Genomic DNA, 20,713 nt, shown 5'->3' on the forward strand with positions numbered 1-20,713 from the left:
AATTATAAACGTTTCCCGGTAAAAAGTCAGCTATTCTTTCTCAAAAAGCCGGTGAATTGCCTCAGTTAATATCGATGGCAAGTATTCAAAACTATAAGTAAGCTCAAGGCGCTCTGTCCATTGATGCGGATCTTTCCCTAAAGGACCAATGTTTAATACCGGCATCGTCAGCTGCTTCATTGCATCCTCAGGGAAGGAAAATCCGTTATTCTGCAGCGGTAAATTGGCTGTCAGCTGCTGCAAATGACTTTCAGAAGCAACAGGTCCAACAAAGCTCAAATCAGAAAGTCCGGTAAAAAATTCAGCTACCGTCAAATCAAGCTGAAAATTAGACTGCGTAAAGGTTTTGACATGTTTCATCACATCCTGAATGTACGGGTCATCAAATGACGATACCGCTGGATAAAAAGGCGGACTGTAAAATACAACAATCATTGGTGCCAAATCTTTGCACATATCAGCCAGTTCCTGAACCAATACTGTCGAAAAATCCCGGTCCCCCTGATCCCGCTTATTAACGATCAGGTTTTGCCTGCGTATCACTTCTTCTGTGCCATAACGTTTGACAGCCTCGTTATATAAATCTTCATACATGATGACATTGACCTGAAAATCCGGCACCATAAAATCCTCTGCCATACTGCCAAAATAATATGCTTTTTGCTGCACGTAGCTCGCAATGTTGTCAGCTGCCTTCTGAGCGCCCTTGAGCAATTTATCGTTTATCTCCTGCAGCGTCTGCTTTAAATATAGAATATTATACATAGCAACGGCTGTGTGTGGTGTCTGTACCGAATATTCTTCTTTTAAATCACGCTGCATTAAACTGACAGGCGGCGGCGCCACTTCATCACCGGCCTTTTCGATGAAAGCTTCATTCAGTTCAATCTCTTGTGATAAAAAGCTCACCATTAAATTCGGACTGATGCCGGCAAACGGTTCACCGACATGTGATTCCTTTCCGTAGCAATAAAAACCGGGCAAAACTTTTCCGATTGAACCCGTGTAGGTGTAATAATGGCTGTCGCCGGGATATTTGCTGAATATCGGTTCGCCATTTAAGCAAGCATTATACGTTAAACCTTCATCTTGTTTCAATTGGTCTAACACAGGAAGTGCTGTCATCATCCCCTGTGAATTCACTTCCTCATCAGGCACCGAAAGCAGAAGAAGATTCCCCTTGAATTCACCGTTCATTGCTTTTTCAAGCATGGACAAATGCAACGTGATGCCTGCTTTCATATCCATCGTACCGCGGCCAAACAGCCAGTCACCTGAATCAATATCCGCTTGTACATCTTTCGGAAACCGCTCTCTTATGTATTTCATTTGCTTTGTCAGTTCTTTAGGACGGAAAGCCAGACTCTTCAATGAACCATAATCCTCAACGCCCACGACATCGAAATGGCTCAAGAGAATAACTGTTTCTGATGTATCGTTCCCTTTCACCAAGGCTGTTAGAAGTCTGCGGCCATCTTCTAAGGGATGTAATTTTACATGACCCGGGTTCTTTTCAAAATATGGTTTCTGCATGAGCATACGTTTCAAATACTCTGCCTGTGCAATTTCTGCATGGCTGCCGGTAATGCTTCCGTGACCGACAAGTGACACAAGCAATTCAATCAATTGGTCTTTTGTTTGCCATGTTTTCATCAAATTCCTCCTGTATAAATTGACTTCTTTCGATAAATCAAACACAATCAAAGCGAGGTGAGTCGATTGCAGGCAAAAATTTTTGCACATCGCGGTGCCAGCAAACATGCACCAGAAAATACAATGGATGCTTTCACCCTTGCTTATCAAGAGGGGGCTGACGGTATTGAAACAGACGTCCATCTGACAAAAGATCGTGTTCCCGTGTTGATGCACGATGAACGGGTCAACCGGACAACAAATGGAACCGGCTATATAAAAGATTATACATTCAGCCAATTGAAAAAGCTGGATGCCGGTGCATGGTTTTCACCCGACTTTGCCGGAGCCCGAATTTTAAGGCTGGATGAGCTGCTGGAATGGATTGACGATAAGTCATTATATTTAAATATTGAACTGAAAAATAATAAAATAGATTATAGGCATTTGGAAACGATTGTTTATGACAGGCTTTCAAATTATCGCTTATTACATCGTACTATACTGTCAACGTTTAATCCAATCAGTATAAAAAAGTTAAAAACACTGAACCAGACAATCGGAACAGCCCTTTTAAGTTCCAAACGGGATAAAAACCTTGTCTCATCTGCCGGTCAGCTGGGTGCGAATGCTGTCCATATTAAATACCAGCGGCTGCAGCAGAAGCTTGTCAACTCATGTCATCACAGGGATATGGCTGTACGTGTGTATACAGTAAACAAGCCAAAACAAATGCTCCACTGCTTCCGTACAGGATGCGACGGGATATTTACAGACGTACCCAAGATTGCGATTCAGTGTCGTGCGCAAATCAAGGAGGAATCAATGTGACTAAACTCTTCAGCCCTTTCAAATTTAAAAATGTTGAACTAAAAAACCGTATTGTCATGTCACCGATGTGCATGTACTCCTGTCTGGAACAAGACGGAAAAATCACACCTTTCCACATGACACATTATATCTCACGGGCGGCCGGTCAAGCCGGACTCGTCATGACCGAAGCGACAGCCGTTAGACCTGAGGGCCGGATTTCCCATGAAGATTTAGGCATATGGGATGACGAGCATGTCGATGGTTTAAAACAATTAAACGGACAAATCCACAGCTATGGTGCCAAAACCGGCATTCAGTTGGCTCATGCAGGCCGGAAAGCACGACTCGACTCAACTATTTATGCACCTGCAGCGATTGCATTCAATGAATCATCGAAAACCCCGGAAGAAATGTCTTTAAAAGATATTGAAACAACGGTCGAAGCCTTTAAAAATGGCGCACGGCGGGCTAAAGAAGCCGATTTTGACATTATCGAAATTCACGGTGCCCACGGCTATTTGATTAATCAATTTCTTTCACCCCTCACGAACAAACGAAACGACGAATATGGCGGCAGCCGAGTAAATCGTTATCGTTTTCTGCAGCAGGTGATTAAAGCTGTTCAGAACGAATGGGACGGCCCGATTTTTGTCCGTATATCTACCGATGAATATGACCCGGACGGCAGCACACTGAATGATATGCTTTATTTTGCCGACCAAATGAAACAGCAAGGCATCGACCTCATTGACTGCAGTTCAGGCGGCGTTGTCCCGGCATCCATTCATCGCTATCCGGGTTATCAGCTGAAACGCTGTGAGATCATTAAGCAGGAAACAGTCATCGCCACTGGAGGCGTAGGGTTGATTACAACAGGCATTCAAGCAGAAGAAATTGTGCAAAATGACCGTGCTGACCTTATCTTTATCGGCCGCGCTCTGCTCAGAAACCCATATTGGCCAAAAGCAGCCGCCGATGAATTAAACGAAACGATTACGCCGCCAAAACAGTATGAACGGGGCTGGAAATAATGGAACTTTTTTTTCTTGGGACCGGATCAGGCATCCCTTCCAAAGAGCGCAATGTCTCTAGTGTTGCTTTAAAATTGCTTCAGGAACAGAATAGTATTTGGCTGTTTGATTGTGGTGAAGCGACCCAGCATCAAATTTTGCATACGACTATCAAACCACGCAAAATCACAAAGATTTTTATTACCCATATGCATGGTGATCATATTTTCGGGTTGCCGGGCCTTTTAAGCAGCCGATCATTTCAAGGCGGGACAGACCCTTTAACCATTTATGGCCCTGAAGGCATTAAAGACTTTGTTGAAACCAGTCTATCGGTCAGCGGCTCGTCTCTCACCTATCCCCTTTCCATTATTGAATTTACGGAAGGTGAATTGTTTGAGGATGAACATTTCAGGGTATCATGCAAAAAACTTGAGCATGGTATGCCGAGTTTTGGTTTTAGAATCAGAGAAAAAGACAAACCCGGGAAACTGCTCGTTGACAAATTGAAAGCTGCCGGGGTCGAGCCGGGACCGATTTATCAGCAAATCAAGGACAATGATATCGTTCATACAGACGATGGCCGCATTATCCGCCGTGATGATTACCTTGGGCCGGTAAAAAAGGGCCGGATCGTGACAATACTGGGCGACACACGGTCACCGGAGAAAAATCAATCCTTTGTCAAAGGCTCGGATGTACTGGTGCATGAAGCTACATTCGGCGATGAAAAAAAGCACTTGGCCAAAGCCTACTGTCATTCAACGGCAAAACAGGCAGCCCGTCTCGCTATTGATAGCGATATCGGAAAACTCATATTGACGCATATTTCATCCCGCTACCAGCAGGGTGATGATGATAAGCTGACTGAAGAGGCAAGAAAAATTTTCCCGATGACTGAACTTGCAAATGATTTTCATCAGGTAAGCATTGAATCCAAATAGGAGGCAAATATTACATGGGGAAGATAGAAATAGAAACAATCGTCAATCGTCAGCGCAGCCTGTTTCAATCAGGCGAAACATTGGATGTCACTTTTCGCAAACAGCAGCTGACCTTGCTGAAAGGCATGCTGGAAAAATATGAGGGTGAAATTTACCATGCTTTAAAAAATGATTTGAATAAGTCGGAGTATGAAGCTTTTACAACCGAATTGGGATTTTTGTACAGTGAAATTGACTTTGCCCTTAAACACTTGACAGACTGGATGAAACTGGAAAAAGTAGCAACTCCCATCACCCATAAGGGGAGTAAAAGTTTCATTCACAAAGAACCTTATGGTGTTACATTGATCATGGCACCATGGAATTATCCACTGCATCTGGCCATAGCACCGGCAATCGGAGCCATCGCAGCAGGCAATACCATTGTCGTGAAACCATCTGAATTCACACAGTCGACCTCAGCCATTCTATCGGAAATGGTACAATCAACGTTTGACGCGTCCTATTTTACTGTTGTTGAAGGTGACAAAGAAATCAGTCAGGAGCTTCTGGAACAACGATGGGACTACATCTTTTTCACCGGCAGCTCGTATGTCGGCAAAATTGTGATGGAACAAGCAAGCAAACACCTCACACCAGTGACATTGGAATTGGGCGGCAAAAGCCCTGCCATCGTTGATAAAGATGCAAAAATTGATTTGGCAGCCAAGCGTATTGTCTGGGGAAAATTTACGAACGCCGGTCAGACATGTGTCGCACCGGATTATGTATACGTACATGAAAAAGTGAAGCTAAAACTGTTAAGAGCGATGAAAAAACATACAAGATCATTTTATGGTAAAAAACCGCTCGAAAACCCGAATTTTGTGCAGATTATCGGCAAAGAACACTTTAACAGGCTGAATACATTTCTGACAGAAGGCGAGGTAGTTCATGGCGGCTGTACCAATGATGAAAAGCTGCGTATCGAACCGACCATCCTGGATAAGATAAGCGGGAATGACGCCATCATGCAGGAGGAGATTTTTGGGCCAATCTTACCGGTTATGACATTTAGCTCAATTGATGACGTTATCTTAGAACTAAAACAGAAGGATAAGCCGCTCGCACTTTATTATTTTGGCGAAAATGAAGAAAAACAGCAGCAAGTTATGACACGTATATCGTTTGGCGGCGGCTGCATCAACGACACACTCTATCATTTGGCCAATCCACACCTGCCATTCGGGGGTGTTGGCAACAGCGGGATGGGTGCTTATCACGGCAAGTACAGTTTTGATACATTCTCTCACCAAAAAAGCGTCTTAAAACAAACGACTAAATTTGATATTCCGTTCAGGTACCCCGGCGGAAAACTTGCAAAGGCTGTTGTCAAGCGGCTGATGAAATAAGTTAAGCGCCCCTTCCCGGTCACGGTAAGGAGCGCTTATTTTTTAAAATCATCCAGAAAATCTTTTTGAAAGCTTGTCCGCGGCTGTTCATTTTTATCATCATTCTGCAGCTGTTTAAACGTATTTTTGCCATATTTTTGGGAAAGGTTGTCAATGGCCTCGTATAACTTCTCTTTTTCGGCTTCTTTTTCATACGTAAATAAATCCAGCTGTTTAGCAATGTTTTGCTTCTCATCAACATCCTGGACAGTAATGCCAAGTAGCCTGATTGGTTCTGAATTCCAATGTTTTTGAAATAACTCATTGGCAAAGTACAGAATATCATCCTTGTTTTCAATGAACTGATGCAATTTTCGGCTTCTCGTAACTGTTTTATGGTCATGATACCTGATCATGATTTGCACACTTTTTCCTGCTGCCTTTTTACGTTTCATCCGCCGCTCAACATTTTCAGCCAGTTTGTGCATCAGTATTCGGATCTCCGCATCATCTGTCGTATCCTCAGCAAGGGTCTGGGAGCTGCCGATGCTTTTAAATTCATGAACCGCATCGGGATCCACCGCGCGTGTATCAACACCATTCGCCCTGTTCTGAAGTCTTTCCCCGTTGATACCAAGTATTTGTTTCAGTTGGTAGCTGTCACCATTTGCCAGGTCCCAAATGGTGTTAATATCGAATGTGCGCAGTTTTTTTGCCGTCTTTTCCCCTACCCCATACATTTCCTCAATAGGCAAAGGCCAAAGTTTTTCACTGATATCCCGTTTCCGCAATATCGTGATTCCCATTGGCTTTTTCATGTCTGAAGCCATCTTCGCCAAAAATTTGTTGGGGGCGATACCAATGCTGCAGGGAAGATCCAATTTATTGTTGATTTTTTCCTGGAGATTTTGAGCTATTTCAACCGGGTTACCATGCTGTTCAGCAGCGGTCACATCCATATACCCTTCATCAATCGACACAGGCTGAACATACGGTGTTATTTCCGCAAGCATCTGAAATATTTCCTTTGAGGCGGTTCGATACCGATCAAAATTCGGGCGCAAAACAATTAATTCCGGGCATAGACGGCGGGCTTGCCATAACTGCATGGTTGTCTTAACCCCTTTCGCCCGAGCTTCGTAGCTGCTTGTGACAACAATGCCTTTACGCTCTTCCGGGTTACCGGCAATTGCAAGTGGCTTGCCTTTTAATTCTGGATTATAGGCCATTTCAACAGAGGCATAGAAAGAATTCATATCCACGTGAAAGATGATCCTTCCTTTTTTCGGATACCATTGTGACATCGCTGGACATCCTTTTAAATATGATAATTCCATTATATCATATAAAGTGAATCTTCAATCAGTTGGGGGTTTCTTTCTTCCCCACTGATTGTTAGATAAACGAATCGGACATGTACTGGCAGTTGATCCCCACCAATCTTCATCGTATACGCGAACATTTGATGTGTTATTCAGTTATCTTTCAGCCGCTTCCTGTACAATAGCTGTCACTATTTCAGTGATTTTAACCAGTTCTTCAACAGGTATCCGTTCATTCGTTGTATGGATTTCTTCATAGCCGACAGCGAGATTAACAGTTGGGATGCCCAGACCGGCAATCACGTTCGCGTCACTGCCTCCTCCGCTTTTCTGCAGATTACTTTCACGGCCAATAGATCTGGCGGCATTCCGTGCAACTTCCACAACTTCATCATTTGAATCCTGATTGAAGCCCGGATACATAATTTCAACATCCACTTCAGCAGTGCCGCCATACTCTTCTGCTGTATTTTCAAAAGCTTCCTTCATAGCAGTTACTTGCTTCTCCATTTTTCCCGGATTTAGTGAGCGTGCTTCTGCCAGAATATTGACACGATCGGCGACGATGTTTGTCTGTTTTCCACCTTCGAAACGGCCAATATTCGCTGTTGTTTCATCGTCAATTCTGCCCAGCGGCATTTTAGCTATTGCCTTAGCAGCAAGTGTAATCGCTGAAACCCCCTTTTCCGGTGCAAGCCCTGCGTGTGCAGTTTTCCCTTTCATCACCGAATAGAGTTTGGCTTGAGTAGGTGCCGAAACGATAATGTCACCGACAGGACCGTTACTGTCAATCGCATAGCCATATTTTGCCTTAATGAGCGAGCCGTCAAGGGATTTCGCTCCAACCAGACCCGATTCTTCACCAACGGTAATTATAAATTCAACATCGCCATGTTCAATATCATTTTCTTTTAAGGTGCGGATCATTTCGATTATGGCTGCAAGTCCGGCCTTATCATCAGCGCCCAGGATTGTGGTTCCATCCGAAACGATAAAACCGTCTTCTATCGATGGCTTTATCCCGTTTCCCGGAACAACCGTATCCATATGCGACGTGAAGTAAATCGTATCAGCATTTGTTTTAGTGCCTTTCAATGTGCAAATTAAATTCCCTGCCCCATGACCTGTTTTTTCTTTGCTGTCATCTTCAGTAACGTCCAAGCCTAAACGTTTGAATTTATTTGTCAGTATTTCTGCTATTTCTGTTTCATGACCGGTTTCTGAATCAATTTGAACCAGTTCAAAAAATTCATCAAGCAGTCTATTCTTGTTGATGGAAATCATAATTAATGCCTCCTGAAATCATTATAAAGGTATGTTGCCATGTTTTTTTGTTGGTCTGTCTTCCTCTTTATAATAAAGCATTTCCAGTGCCTGTATAAGTTTAACGCGTGTTTCTCTTGGATCAATCACATCGTCAATCATACCTAGACCAGCTGCTACGTATGGATTTGCAAACTTTTCTCTGTATGTGCTGATTTTTTCCTGACGGGTAGCTTCAGGATTCTCGCTTTCCGCTATTTCCTTGGCAAAAATGATATTGGCTGCGCCGTCCGGACCCATGACAGCTATTTCTGCATTTGGCCAAGCGTAAACAAGGTCCGCTCCAATCGACTTACTGTTAAGTGCAACGTACGCCCCGCCATAAGCTTTCCGTGTAATGACCGTTATTTTAGGTACGGTTGCTTCGGAATAAGCATAAAGGATCTTGGCACCATGACGGATAATGCCGCCGTGTTCCTGTTTCACGCCGGGGAAAAACCCGGTGACATCTTCAAATGTAATGAGCGGTATATTAAACGAATCACAGAACCGGATAAATCTGGATGCTTTATCACTTGAGTCAATATCAAGGCCGCCTGCGAGGTATTTCGGCTGATTACATACGAACCCGACTGTTTCACCATTAATCCGTGCAAAGCCCACGACAATATTTTTGGCAAAGTCTTTATGTATTTCGTAAAAACTGTCTTTATCGACCACTTGATCGATCACTGATTTAACATCATATGGACGTGTCGCGTTGAATGGCACAATATCGGCCAGATCCGGACGTGTTTCATCATTTAATTCAAACTGTTTTAATGGCGGTTTTTTCTGATTATTGGCCGGCAAATAGTCAACCAGATTTCTGACAGCATCAAGTGCTTCTTCTTCACTTGCAGCTTTAATGTGTGCGTTACCGCTTTTGGCGTTGTGGACGTCTGCACCGCCTAAAGACTCAGAGGAAATTTGCTCCCCTGTTACGGTTTCAATTACCTTTGGTCCGGTGATAAACATTTGAGAGGTTTCTTCAACCATGATGACAAAATCAGTAATCGCGGGTGAATAAACCGCTCCGCCTGCACTTGGACCCATGATGACAGAGATTTGCGGAATGACACCTGAATAAATGGAATTACGGTAGAAAACCTGTCCGTAACCGTCAAGTGAGGAAACACCTTCCTGGATTCTCGCGCCCCCTGAATCATTCAGACCAATAAATGGTGTGCCTGTTTTGGCGGCAAGATCCATTGCGCTTGCAATCTTTTTCCCGTGCATCTCACCAAGGGCACCGCCGAAAACCGTAAAATCCTGGGCAAATAAATAGACAGCCTGTCCGTTTATTTTTCCATAACCGGTGACAACTCCTTCACCATTAGCATGGTTGTTATTCATGCCAAAGTCAGTTTCCCGGTGCTCGATAAACGGATTAAGTTCAACAAATGAACCATCATCCAGCAAATAATCAATTCGTTCGCGTGCTGTCAATTTCCCTTTGGAATGCTGCTTATCAATTCGGTCATCTCCGCCGCCAAGCTCAACCTGCCTTCGTTTATCATATAGTTCGTTTATTTTATCAAAAATATCCATTATTGTTCACTTCCCTCCGAATGCTGGCACAATTCAAACAAGACGCCATTTGCAGCCTTTGGATGGATAAAGGCGACCTGACTATCATGAGCGCCTTGTTTTGGTTCCTCATTAATCAGAGGTATACCCTCAGTTTTCATAGCATTAAGACGCGTGCTGAGATTATCTGCCTCTAATGCAATGTGATGTATCCCTTCCCCTTTTTTATCCAAATAACGCTGTATCGGAGAATCTTCCCTTAATGGTTCAAGCAGTTCAATTCGGGACTCACCGATCTTCAAAAAGGCTGTCCTGACCCCTTCTGATTCAATGGTTTCAACACCTTCCAAATCAAGTCCGAGCGCATCTGTGTAGAATGGGAGCACATGGTCAATCTCCCGAACAGCTATGCCAATATGTGCAATTTTTTCAGGTGGTTTTATTTTATTGTCTTCGGGGTCGACCAGCTGTTTAATATATGCTGCAAGCGCCTCAGTCGAAGAACCGCTCGTAAATATTTTCCGGACGCCTTTCTCCAGCAAATACGGAATATCTTCAGCTGGTATTACGCCGCCGCCGACTACCGGGATGTCAGCTGCATTTTGCTTTTGCAATGCATCTATAACTTTCGGGAATAAGGTTTTATGGGCACCTGAAAGTGACGACAATCCGATAACATCCACATCTTCCTGAATGGCGGCCTGGACGATTTGCACCGGTGATTGTCGAAGTCCGGTATAAATTACTTCCATTCCATGGTCACGCAATACTTGGGCGATGATTAAAGCTCCCCGGTCATGCCCATCAAGACCGGGTTTAGCGATAAGTGCTCGTATTTTTCCCATCTTGTCTCCCCCTTTTTAACAAACAGATAGATCACATTTGTCTTTTGAAGTTTCTAAATTACATGCCTGTATATTCCCCGAATTCATCACGCAATACGTTACAGATTTCTCCGACAGTGGCATAAACCTTTACGGCGTCTAAAATATGAGGGATCAAGTTAGCATGCGAATCTTGTGCTTTTTCCCGAAGTGTTTCCAGTGCGCTGTCTACTGCTCTTTGTTCCCGCTCAGCACGGGCTTTTTCAAGCGAAGCGATTTGTTCGGCCTCAAGTGTTTCATCGACTTTCAAAAGGTCCGGATCAACTTCTTCATCTAATTTAAACTCGTTTAAACCGACAATGATCTCTTCATTATTTTCAATGTCCTTTTGTGTTTCGTAAGCTGTACGCTGAATTTCCCGCTGCATGTAGCCTTCTTCCACAGCTTTTACAGCACCGCCGATTTCGTTAATTTGATCAAGATACTTATTAACTTCTTCCTCAATTTGGTCTGTCAGTGACTCAACATAATACGAGCCGCCCAAAGGATCAGCTGTATCTGCAACACCGCTTTCATGTGCAATAATTTGCTGTGTTCTGAGAGCTATGCGTGCCGATTCTTCAGTTGGCAATGACAATGCCTCATCACGGGAGTTGGTATGAAGGCTTTGTGTCCCGCCAAGAACAGCAGCAAGTGCTTGCATCGTCACACGGACAACATTGTTATCAGGTTGCTGGGCAGTCAATGTCGAACCACCTGTTTGAGTATGAAAACGCAATTTCCAGCTTTTTGGATTTTTTGCCTGATAATGTTCTTTCATGACCTTTGACCAAATACGCCGGGCAGCACGGAATTTGGCGACCTCTTCCAGGAAGTTGTTATGTGCATTAAAGAAGAAGGCAAGCCTCGGTGCAAAGGCATCGATTTCAAGTCCTGCTTCCAGAGCAGCATCCACATACGCCATCCCGTCAGCGAGGGTGAACGCCACTTCCTGTACTGCCGTTGAACCTGCTTCACGGATGTGATAACCTGAAATGCTGATCGTGTTAAATTTAGGAACATGCTCGTGGCAGAATTCAAATATGTTGGTGATTAAGCGCATTGATGGCTTAGGCGGAAAAATATATGTACCGCGTGCAATATATTCTTTCAAGATATCATTCTGGATTGTGCCTGTAAGTTTCTCAAGCGGCACACCCTGCTTTTGACCGACAGCAAGGTACATGCATAACAAAACAGATGCCGGCGCGTTAATAGTCATCGATGTGCTGACTTTTCCAAGCGGAATCTGATCAAGCAATTGCTCCATATCATGCAGCGAATCTATTGCCACCCCGACTTTGCCGACTTCCCCTTCTGCCATGACATCATCGGAGTCGTACCCAATTTGGGTCGGCAGGTCAAATGCGACCGACAAACCAGTCTGCCCCTGATCAAGCAAATAACGGAAGCGTTCATTCGTTTCCTTGGCCGAACCGAATCCGGCATATTGGCGCATTGTCCAAAGGCGGCTGCGATACATAGTCGGCTGGATTCCGCGGGTATACGGGTATTCTCCCGGATAACCCAATTTTTCCTCATACGTTTCATCTTCAGCTGGGTGATACAGCCGTTCCACTTCAATATCAGATGAGGTGGTAAATGGATCTTTTCGTTCCGGAAAACGGTCCAGCGTTTTATTGACAGATCGCTTCCAATTTTCTTTTTTTGATTGAAACGTGTTATCACTCATAAACAGAAAACCCCCTGTATTAATTTAATATTCGAGTTAGAGCACTTGTCCAATTCTGCAATTAACGATACAATACTAGCAGGATAAGGACTTAAGGAGGAATATAATTGGCTAAAAACCAAACCAAATCACCGGCGCCCAGAAAAAAGTCTAAGCGCGAACGCAGAATAAAAGTCATCATTTATATAATGATTCTGGCAATGATCTTATCTACTATGACAATGGGATTGTCAATGTTTATATAAAATACGCTTTTCACCATACTTGATAAAGACGATTTCAGCGTAACACACGACAAAGCCAATGACTGGGGACGACTACGTTGCCCCGGTCTTTTTTGTTTTTTGTTTTTTCTCATTCACATCACTTTTTTTAAACTTTTTCTTCAACAGCAGATAATCCTCTATTTCATGCAATAATCGGAACAAATTAGCCCGTGTTTCAAATTCTTCCTGGGTTTCCGGCAAATCTTCCTGATCAAATTTTCGGCGCAAATCTTCCAATTCATCTAAATACAAACTCGCTGTATTACCAGGATGAACGGCATCACCGACGTTCTCAAAAAAGTCGGCAATTTTTAATGAAATATTGTCCCTGTTCGGGAGCCGGGTAACTAATGGAAGCATTTTCTCGAGCAATTCCAGCTGCTTTTGACGCATCAGGAAGTAATCATGATATGGATGCTCACTTCTCAGTAAATGGTTCTCCTTTTCTAATAATACCAAATCCATGGCCTCTTGCAATATATCTTCACAAATTCTTAGCTCTTTTCCGGACCAATTTTCATTTTTATCACGTATATATAAAGCGATTTCATTCAGTATTATCTGGAAATAGTGCTCAAGCTCTTCCTGTTTTTGCTTAAGCTGGTTTTCCAAAGACGGCATATATAAATTCAGGATCAACGCTGTACCAATTCCAATAATGATAATCAGAAATTGCTCGGTTAACAATGAAAATGAAACACTTTGAGCACTGTATAAATTTAAAGTAATGACAGAACTGGTTGCAATACCAGGTGTTACTTTTAAAAAAACAGTCACAGGTATAAAACAAACAAGCATAGCACCGATCACTAAAGGATGATAGCCGATCAGTTCAAAAAATACAATTGAAAATAACGCAGCTGCAATACACGCCAGGAAACGATGCCAGGCACTTAGCACTGAGCGTTTTCGTGAAGGCTGAATGCATAAAATGGTTAAAATTCCTGCTGAAACAAAATTCGTCAGCCCCAAAACTTGGGCAATCGAAATTGAGATCGGCGTGCCAATAGCTGTCTTGATGGTGCGCGAGCCAATTTTCACATCAGATTCTCCTTAGCTGATTCATCAAATTCGGGGTGAACAAAATGAGGCTGACCCGTGTTGTTTTGAGACAGCCTCATTCCATATCATTAATTATGTTTAAACTTCTTCACAATTATCGTCAAAAACTTTTTGCAGTTTGCCGACAACATCCATTGCACTGTAGCCTTCTATATCTGAACGTTCAAGCATTGTAACGATTTCCCCATCCTTCATGAATGCAAATGACGGTGATGACGGTGGATAGCCTTCAAAATATTCTCTCGCTTTCTCAGTTGCATCACGGTCTTGTCCCGCAAATACAGTGACTAAATGATCAGGGCGCTTATCATAATGAATGGCATTAGCCGCTGCCGGACGTGCAATACCGCCAGCACAGCCACATGTCGAATTGACCATGATCAATGTGGACCCATCGCGCTTCATTGCTTCATCAACTGATTCAGCTGAGGTCAGTTCCTCATACCCTGCTTCCCGGACGTCCTCACGAGCAGCATTCACAACGTCGTTCATGAATACGTTAAAATCCATATATGTGTCCATCCCCTTTTAAATAGTAATTGATGTTGCTTAAAATAAGCTTATCAATTTTATAGACTGATTTCAATTTTAAAAACTTCTGTAAGCTGGCTTCATAAATGCCATAAAGTTCTTTGCCATTCAATTCTGCTTTTGAACCACCAAGATTACGCTGGATCGCTCAGTATATTTTCGTCGCCTCAGCATTGGTGTTTTCTGCCAGTTCTTTCACTCTCGCCAGAAATTGTCCGACTATCAGACCGTCAAGCACACGATGATCCAGGGACAGACATAAATTCACCATGTCTCGCGCAGCAAACATATCGTTTATAATGACAGGTCGTTTCACAATCGATTCCACTTGCAATATGGCAGCCTGCGGATGATTGATAACACCCATTGACTGCACTGAACCAAATGAGCCAGTATTGTTGACAGTAAATGTGCCGCCCTGCATATCCTCTGAGGTTAGCTTGCCGGACCGGGCCCGCACTGCCAGGTCATTAATATCTCTTGCGATGCCCTTGATACTTTTCTCATCGGCATTTTTAATAACCGGTACATACAGCTCGTTGTCTTTTGCAACGGCAATGGACAGATTAATATCTTTATGCTGAATGATTTTATCCCCTGCCCATGTGCTGTTTAACTGAGGATATTCTTTCAAAGCCTGTGCAACAGCTTTTACAAAGAATGCGAAAAAGGTGAGGCTGTAGCCTTCACTTTGTTTAAATTCATCTTTTACTTTGTTGCGGTAGCTTACCAGATCAGTGACATCAGCTTCCACCGCCATCCATGCATGTGGTATCTCAGTTGTGGATTTCACCATATTTTGAGCGATAGCTTTTCGAACGCCGGTTACCGGTATTTCAGTATCACCCGGCTTTCCAGCTGGCTGTGATTCTGAAGGCTGTTCGGGCTGAATGGCTTTCGTTTCTTTTTCTCCCGGTGGGCTTTTAGTTGAAGCCGGTTCGGGTTTATCACCCGAAGCGATCAATTTTTCCATATCTTTTCTGGTAATGCGTCCGCCTCGGCCTGAGCCATCAACTTGCTGCAGGTCAATATCATGCTCTTGTGCCAGTCGCATAACAGCAGGTGAGTAACGTTTTTTCATGGGTGCATCAGATGAATCTTCTTTATCTTTTTCTGCTGTTTGCTCTTGCTTCTCTTCCGATTTATCAGTTTCGGCGGATTCGTCAGTTGAAGATCCGCCTTCTATTTCAATGTAACCCATAAGATCACCAACTTGAATGGTGTCTCCTTCCTGCGCCACAAGTTCTTTGATGACACCTGTGAACGATGACGGAACTTCAGCATTGACTTTATCCGTCATGACTTCTGCGATGGGGTCGTATTTATTGACTTTATCCCCTTCTGAAACCAGCCATGAACTGATTGTGCCTTCTGTAACACTTTCGCCAAGCTGCGGCATATTTATTTTTTCGGCTGTCATCTTTAACCCTCCTCGTAACCAATCTTAGAATTCAGCCAGTTCACGAATGGCATGTTCTGTCTTTTCCGGATTGAGCATGAAATATTTTTCCATTGTTGGTGAAAACGGCATGGATGGGATATCCGGGCCGGCGAGACGCTTAATCGGAGCGTCCAATTCAAACAGACAATTCTCCGCAATCACTGCAGCCACCTCTCCAATAATGCTGCCTTCTTTGTTATCCTCAGAGATCAGAAGCACTTTCCCCGTTTTCTTTGCCGCTTCAATAATTGCTTCCTGATCAAGCGGATAGACTGTTCGCAAATCAAGAATCTGGGTGTCTATTCCTTCTTCTTCAAGTTTTTCAGCAGCCTGCAACGCAAAATGAACCGCCAGTCCGTACGTAATAACCGTAACGTCGGCGCCTTCGCGCTTAATATCAGCTTTTCCGATCGGAAGGACATAATCGTCTTCCGGAACCTCACTTTTAAGCAAACGGTAAGCCCGTTTATGTTCAAAGAATAGTACCGGGTCATTATCACGAATAGAAGCTTTCAACAATCCTTTTACATCATACGGTGTCGATGGCATAACAATCTTAAGACCCGGCTGATTCGCAAACACCGATTCCAACGATTGTGAATGATATAATGCCCCATGAATACCGCCGCCATATGGCGCACGTATTGTCATTGGAACATTCCAGTCATTGTTCGAACGATACCGCATTTTAGCTGCTTCAGAGATGATCTGGTTCACGGCAGGCAAAATAAAGTCGGCAAATTGCATTTCGGCTATAGGACGCATGCCATACATAGAGGCACCGATACCGACTCCTGCGATGGCGGATTCCGAAAGCGGCGTATCAAGCACACGATATTCGCCAAACGCCTCATAAAGTCCTTTGGTGGCACCGAAGACACCGCCTTTTTTTCCAACATCTTCCCCTAAAACAAACACTTTTTCATCTCGTTGCATTTCTTCATGTATAGCAGCTGTAACTGCCTGAATATACGACATAACTGGCATGGCAAACTTCCCCCCTATTCTTCATATACGTATTTAAGTGCCGACTCCGGTTCAGGATAGGCTGCACTTTCTGCATAGTCCGTTGCTTCATTTACCGTTTCGGCTATATCAGTCAGGATTTCTTCTTCCATTTCTTCTGTCATAATGCCTGCCTCTTTTAAATAGGCAGCATATGAAAAAATGGCATCTTTTTTCTTTGCTTCTTCGACTTCTGCACTCTCACGGTACTGGCTGTCATCATCATCACTTGAGTGGGCCTTAAACCGGTAGGAAATGGCTTCAATCAATGTTGGTCCTTCTCCGTTTGCTGCACGTTCTCTTGCTTTTTGAACTTCTTCAAATACTGCCAGCGGATCATTGCCATCAACCGTGACACCAGGCATTCCGTAACTTTGTGCCCGATCGGAAACATTGGCACTTGCAATTTGTTTTTCCACAGGAACTGAAATGGCATATTTATTGTTTTCGACCATTGTGATGACCGGCAGTTTATGAACACCGGCAAAGTTCAAACCTTCATGAAAGTCGCCCTGGTTGGAAGATCCTTCACCAAGTGTCACAAATGAAGCAAAATCTTTCTTTTCCATCTTGGCTGCTAATGCTATTCCGACAGCATGGGGCAGTTGGGTTGTAACCGGTGAAGACTGGCTTAATATCCGTCTTTTCTTCTGCCCAAAATGGCTTGGCATTTGTCTTCCTCCTGAGTTGGGATCTTCTGCTTTTGCAAATGCCGACAGCATTAACTCTTTTGCTGTCATCCCAAATGCGAGAACAACACCCATATCTCTGTAATAGGGTGCAACATAATCTTCTTCTCTGTTCAGGGCAAATGAGGCGCCAACCTGTGAAGCTTCCTGTCCCTGACACGAAATGGCAAACGGGATTTTACCCGCTCGGTTTAAGAGCAACATCCGCTCATCAAGCTTGCGGGCCAAAAGCATATGTTTATAGATATCAATTGCCTGTTCATCTGTTAAACCTAACGTTTCATGGCGAATTTTTGCCATTTATATTCCCTCCCTTTAAGTACAAGGTTTTTATCCGTGAATCTGGTTTCCTTCCACAGCCATTGCTGCTTCACCCATGACTTCTGACAGTGTCGGGTGCGGGTGAACACTGTGCGAAACCTCCCAAGGTGCTGCATCAAGTACTTTAGCCAAGCCTGCCTCAGATATCATATCAGTCACATGAGGACCAACCATATGGATACCAAGAATGTCATCGGTTTTCTTATCCGCAATAATCTTGACAAAACCATCCGCTTCACCATAAACCAATGCTTTGCCAATTGCTTGAAATGGAAATTTACCGATTTTAACATCATACCCCTGATCTAGGGCCTGCTTTTCGGTGACCCCGACACTGGCAGCTTCCGGATTGGAATAAATACAAGATGGAATAGTGTTGTAATCAAGCGGCAACGGATTTTTTTCTGCCATATGCTCAACAGCAGTAATCCCTTCATGTGATGCAACGTGTGCCAGCTGCATACCGCCAATACAATCGCCAATCGCGTAAATATGAGGTTCTTTCGTCTGATAAAATTCATTCGTTTGAATAACACCATTATCTGTAACAATATCGGTGTTTTGCAGTCCGATATTAGATGAGTTCGCTTGCCGTCCGACAGAAACCAGCATATTGTCAGCGTTGAATGTTTCATTGGAACCTTCTATGTCAGCTTCGATTGCAACGCCATTTTCTTTTCGAAGCGTTTCAGACAACACTTTAGCTCCTTTGACAAATCGAACACCTTTTTTCTTCAGCAGTGCTTCAATTTCTTTTGCAACGGCCTCGTCCTCGGTCGGTAAAATTTGATCAAGATATTCAATAACGGTTACGTCAACACCAAAGTCAGCCAGCATTGAAGCCCACTCAATTCCGATTACCCCGCCGCCGACTATGATCATCGATGATGGCAATCGATCCATATGAAGTGCTTCATCCGAACTCATGACAAATTCGCCATCAATCTCGAGACCCGGCAATGATTTTGGTTTAGAGCCGGTTGCAATCAATACATTTTTGGGGACAATCATTGTATTTTCATCACCATTTTCATATTCGATTGAAATAGTTCCTGGCATAGGCGAGAAAATGCTTGGTCCCAATATACGGCCAAAACCTTCAAACACATCAATTTTCCCTTTTTTCATAAGTCCTTGCACACCTTGATGCAGCGTTTTGATAATCCGGTCTTTCCGATCCTGGACTTTAGGGAAGTTCAATGTCACGTTATCAGTATAAACTCCATAGTCACTTGCTTCCTTTGTCTGTTTAAAAACTTGAGCACTTCTGAGAAGGGATTTCGATGGTATACAACCGCGGTGCAGACAAGTGCCGCCGAGGTCGCTTTTTTCAACGATTGCTGTTTGCATTCCAAGCTGTGATGCGCGAATAGCTGCTACATATCCGCCTGTGCCTCCTCCAAGAACAACGAGATCATATTCCTTTGCCATTATTTGCATGCTCCTCTCTCTTATGAATCGAGGGGTATGTCTTTGCGTATTCCTGACCCGTCAGCACACGTAAAGCCCCTTTATTAAGTGCTTCCAATTTATCTTCACCGGGATAGATAACTGTATCTTCAGTCCAGTCAATACGGTTAGTAATCATTTGAAAAAACTAAGGTTGAATCCGGATTTATCACTAAGAACCGTATTGGTTTCTGTGACAAAGCAACATACCTCCGTTAGCGTCTGCTTAATGTGTGGTGGCCATTCAATAAAAATTGGCTCCGCGATTTTCGCAATGATTCGATTCGTTCTTCAGCCAGACGATCAGCTGCAGCGTAGGTTGGTATCTGATCACGTCTTGAAATGGCAAAAACACTGCTCAAATTATCATAGATTGATTCCACTTTTTTCATGGCTCTTGTTTCATTGTAGCCATTTAATTCATCAGAGACATTTATGACACCGCCTGAATTAATGACGTAATCCGGTGCATAGACAATTCCCATTTCATGAATCATATCACCATGTGCATCTGTTTTAAGTTGATTGTTGGCAGATCCTGCAATAACTTTAGCCTTTAACTGCGGAATCGTTTCATCATTTATGGTCGCACCGAGTGCACACGGTGCATAAATGTCACAGTCCACACTATATATCGCATCAGGATCAACTGCTCTTGCACCAAAATCATTGACAGCGCGTTTAACCGCATTTTCATTAATATCTGTAACAATCAGACTCGCACCTTCTTCATGCAAATGTGTGCACAATGCATAGGCCACACTGCCGACACCCTGAACAGCAACGGTTTTGCCTTCCAGCGAATCATCGCCGAACGCTTCCATAGCCGCTGCTTTCATCCCTTTATATATACCATAGCCGGTTACTGGTGAAGGATTGCCGCCTGAAGCACCATCCTCGGGCGAAATACCGGTTACATAGTCGGTTTCCATGTGAATCAGATCCATATCGTCTACAGTTGTCCCAACGTCTTCAGCCGTGATATAGCGACCATTAAGACTCTGAATATATCTGCCAAAAGCCCGGAACATTTCCGGATTTTTATCCTTTTTAGGATCTCCAATAATCACCGTTTTGCCGCCTCCGAGATTAAGCCCTGCAGCAGCATTTTTATAAGTCATACCTTTGGCAAGTCTTAAAGCATCTTCAATAGCATCAGCTTCAGAATCATATGTCCACATTCTCGTACCGCCCAATGCCGGGCCGATGGTTGTATCATGAATGGCGATAATCGCTTTTAATCCGGAGTTTTTATCCTGACAGAACAACAACTGCTCGTAATCATGCGTTTCCATATCATTAAAAATTTCCATTATTGGTTCCCCTTATGAATTGTAAAAATAGTTGATTTCTCTTCATGATTATTTATTTTAAACGTCTTTGCTAAAAACCACTGCCAGTGCCAGCGGATGTATCACCACAATTATATACTAGCAAAAAACGTGCCAACACCAAAACTATGAAAGCGCT

Annotated in this window: 19 protein-coding genes; 5 read left to right on the plus strand and 14 right to left on the minus strand. The window is 43.5% G+C overall.

Translation table 11 applies throughout. The features are described from left to right. Nucleotides 1–30 precede the first annotated feature (30 nt). A complete protein-coding gene (locus tag AOX59_RS04995) occupies nucleotides 31–1,653 on the minus strand; it encodes a M20/M25/M40 family metallo-hydrolase (RefSeq protein ID WP_068442714.1) in 1,623 nt (540 codons plus the stop codon). 66 nt (nucleotides 1,654–1,719) lie between these two features. Between AOX59_RS04995 and AOX59_RS05000 the strand changes: the two genes are divergently transcribed. The 4 genes from AOX59_RS05000 to AOX59_RS05015 are packed head-to-tail and all read left to right on the plus strand — an operon-like array spanning nucleotide 1,720 to nucleotide 5,790. Continuing rightward, nucleotides 1,720–2,463: a glycerophosphodiester phosphodiesterase gene (locus tag AOX59_RS05000; protein ID WP_068442717.1), complete on the plus strand. Its 744-nt coding sequence runs from the start codon at nucleotides 1,720–1,722 to the stop codon at nucleotides 2,461–2,463. After that, nucleotides 2,454–3,476, plus strand: a complete 1,023-nt coding sequence (gene namA / locus AOX59_RS05005; RefSeq protein ID WP_068448150.1) for an NADPH dehydrogenase NamA — start codon at nucleotides 2,454–2,456, stop codon at nucleotides 3,474–3,476. The genes AOX59_RS05000 and namA overlap by 10 nt, the downstream gene beginning before the upstream one ends. Then, nucleotides 3,476–4,399: a ribonuclease Z gene (gene rnz, locus AOX59_RS05010; RefSeq protein WP_068442720.1), complete on the plus strand. Its 924-nt coding sequence runs from the start codon at nucleotides 3,476–3,478 to the stop codon at nucleotides 4,397–4,399. Before namA ends, rnz begins: the two co-directional genes overlap by 1 nt. Nucleotides 4,400–4,413: 14 nt before the next feature. After that, entirely contained in the window at nucleotides 4,414–5,790 is a 1,377-nt protein-coding gene (locus tag AOX59_RS05015) for an aldehyde dehydrogenase (protein WP_068442723.1), read from the plus strand. 35 nt (nucleotides 5,791–5,825) lie between these two features. Here AOX59_RS05015 and AOX59_RS05020 read toward each other — a convergent pair whose 3' ends face one another. From AOX59_RS05020 to AOX59_RS05040, 5 genes are all read right to left on the minus strand, one after another. Then, nucleotides 5,826–7,073, minus strand: a complete 1,248-nt coding sequence (locus AOX59_RS05020; RefSeq protein WP_068442725.1) for a DNA polymerase IV — start codon at nucleotides 7,071–7,073, stop codon at nucleotides 5,826–5,828. A 174-nt stretch (nucleotides 7,074–7,247) separates the two neighbouring features. Beyond that, nucleotides 7,248–8,375: a M20/M25/M40 family metallo-hydrolase gene (locus AOX59_RS05025; RefSeq protein WP_068442728.1), complete on the minus strand. Its 1,128-nt coding sequence runs from the start codon at nucleotides 8,373–8,375 to the stop codon at nucleotides 7,248–7,250. Nucleotides 8,376–8,396: 21 nt separating this feature from the next. Next, the gene (locus tag AOX59_RS05030; RefSeq protein ID WP_082684129.1) at nucleotides 8,397–9,944 is read right to left on the minus strand and encodes an acyl-CoA carboxylase subunit beta; all 1,548 of its coding nucleotides are present in this window, start codon (nucleotides 9,942–9,944) and stop codon (nucleotides 8,397–8,399) included. Then, nucleotides 9,944–10,768, minus strand: a complete 825-nt coding sequence (mce, locus tag AOX59_RS05035) for a methylmalonyl-CoA epimerase (RefSeq protein ID WP_068442734.1) — start codon at nucleotides 10,766–10,768, stop codon at nucleotides 9,944–9,946. The genes AOX59_RS05030 and mce overlap by 1 nt, the downstream gene beginning before the upstream one ends. 58 nt (nucleotides 10,769–10,826) lie before the next feature. Continuing rightward, nucleotides 10,827–12,479, minus strand: a complete 1,653-nt coding sequence (locus AOX59_RS05040) for an acyl-CoA mutase large subunit family protein (RefSeq protein WP_068442736.1) — start codon at nucleotides 12,477–12,479, stop codon at nucleotides 10,827–10,829. A gap of 107 nt (nucleotides 12,480–12,586) precedes the next feature. Between AOX59_RS05040 and prli42 the strand changes: the two genes are divergently transcribed. Then, the gene (prli42, locus tag AOX59_RS20450; RefSeq protein ID WP_156418643.1) at nucleotides 12,587–12,724 is read left to right on the plus strand and encodes a stressosome-associated protein Prli42; all 138 of its coding nucleotides are present in this window, start codon (nucleotides 12,587–12,589) and stop codon (nucleotides 12,722–12,724) included. A gap of 72 nt (nucleotides 12,725–12,796) precedes the next feature. Here prli42 and AOX59_RS05045 read toward each other — a convergent pair whose 3' ends face one another. The 8 genes from AOX59_RS05045 to bcd form a co-directional block, all read right to left on the minus strand. Continuing rightward, the gene (locus AOX59_RS05045) at nucleotides 12,797–13,786 is read right to left on the minus strand and encodes an aromatic acid exporter family protein (protein WP_068442739.1); all 990 of its coding nucleotides are present in this window, start codon (nucleotides 13,784–13,786) and stop codon (nucleotides 12,797–12,799) included. Between the two features lie 99 nt (nucleotides 13,787–13,885). Then, nucleotides 13,886–14,317 (minus strand): BrxA/BrxB family bacilliredoxin, encoded by a 432-nt coding sequence (locus AOX59_RS05050; RefSeq protein WP_068442744.1) that lies wholly within the window; start codon nucleotides 14,315–14,317, stop codon nucleotides 13,886–13,888. A gap of 169 nt (nucleotides 14,318–14,486) precedes the next feature. Then, nucleotides 14,487–15,758: a dihydrolipoamide acetyltransferase family protein gene (locus AOX59_RS05055; protein WP_068442747.1), complete on the minus strand. Its 1,272-nt coding sequence runs from the start codon at nucleotides 15,756–15,758 to the stop codon at nucleotides 14,487–14,489. 24 nt (nucleotides 15,759–15,782) lie between these two features. After that, complete coding sequence (locus AOX59_RS05060) at nucleotides 15,783–16,766, minus strand: alpha-ketoacid dehydrogenase subunit beta (RefSeq protein ID WP_068442750.1); 984 nt, start codon at nucleotides 16,764–16,766, stop codon at nucleotides 15,783–15,785. 14 nt (nucleotides 16,767–16,780) lie between these two features. After that, nucleotides 16,781–17,773, minus strand: a complete 993-nt coding sequence (locus AOX59_RS05065; RefSeq protein ID WP_068442753.1) for a thiamine pyrophosphate-dependent dehydrogenase E1 component subunit alpha — start codon at nucleotides 17,771–17,773, stop codon at nucleotides 16,781–16,783. Nucleotides 17,774–17,803: 30 nt separating this feature from the next. Beyond that, nucleotides 17,804–19,225, minus strand: a complete 1,422-nt coding sequence (gene lpdA / locus AOX59_RS05070; RefSeq protein ID WP_068442755.1) for a dihydrolipoyl dehydrogenase — start codon at nucleotides 19,223–19,225, stop codon at nucleotides 17,804–17,806. Continuing rightward, nucleotides 19,209–19,382 carry a hypothetical protein gene (locus AOX59_RS19545; protein ID WP_156418644.1) on the minus strand — a complete coding sequence of 58 codons (174 nt, stop codon included), beginning with the start codon at nucleotides 19,380–19,382 and terminating at the stop codon, nucleotides 19,209–19,211. The genes lpdA and AOX59_RS19545 overlap by 17 nt, the downstream gene beginning before the upstream one ends. A gap of 76 nt (nucleotides 19,383–19,458) precedes the next feature. Next, nucleotides 19,459–20,556: a branched-chain amino acid dehydrogenase gene (bcd, locus tag AOX59_RS05075; protein WP_068442758.1), complete on the minus strand. Its 1,098-nt coding sequence runs from the start codon at nucleotides 20,554–20,556 to the stop codon at nucleotides 19,459–19,461. Nucleotides 20,557–20,713: the final 157 nt, after the last annotated feature.

The organism is Lentibacillus amyloliquefaciens, from assembly GCF_001307805.1.
Classification (GTDB): Bacteria; Bacillota; Bacilli; order Bacillales; family Amphibacillaceae; genus Lentibacillus; species Lentibacillus amyloliquefaciens.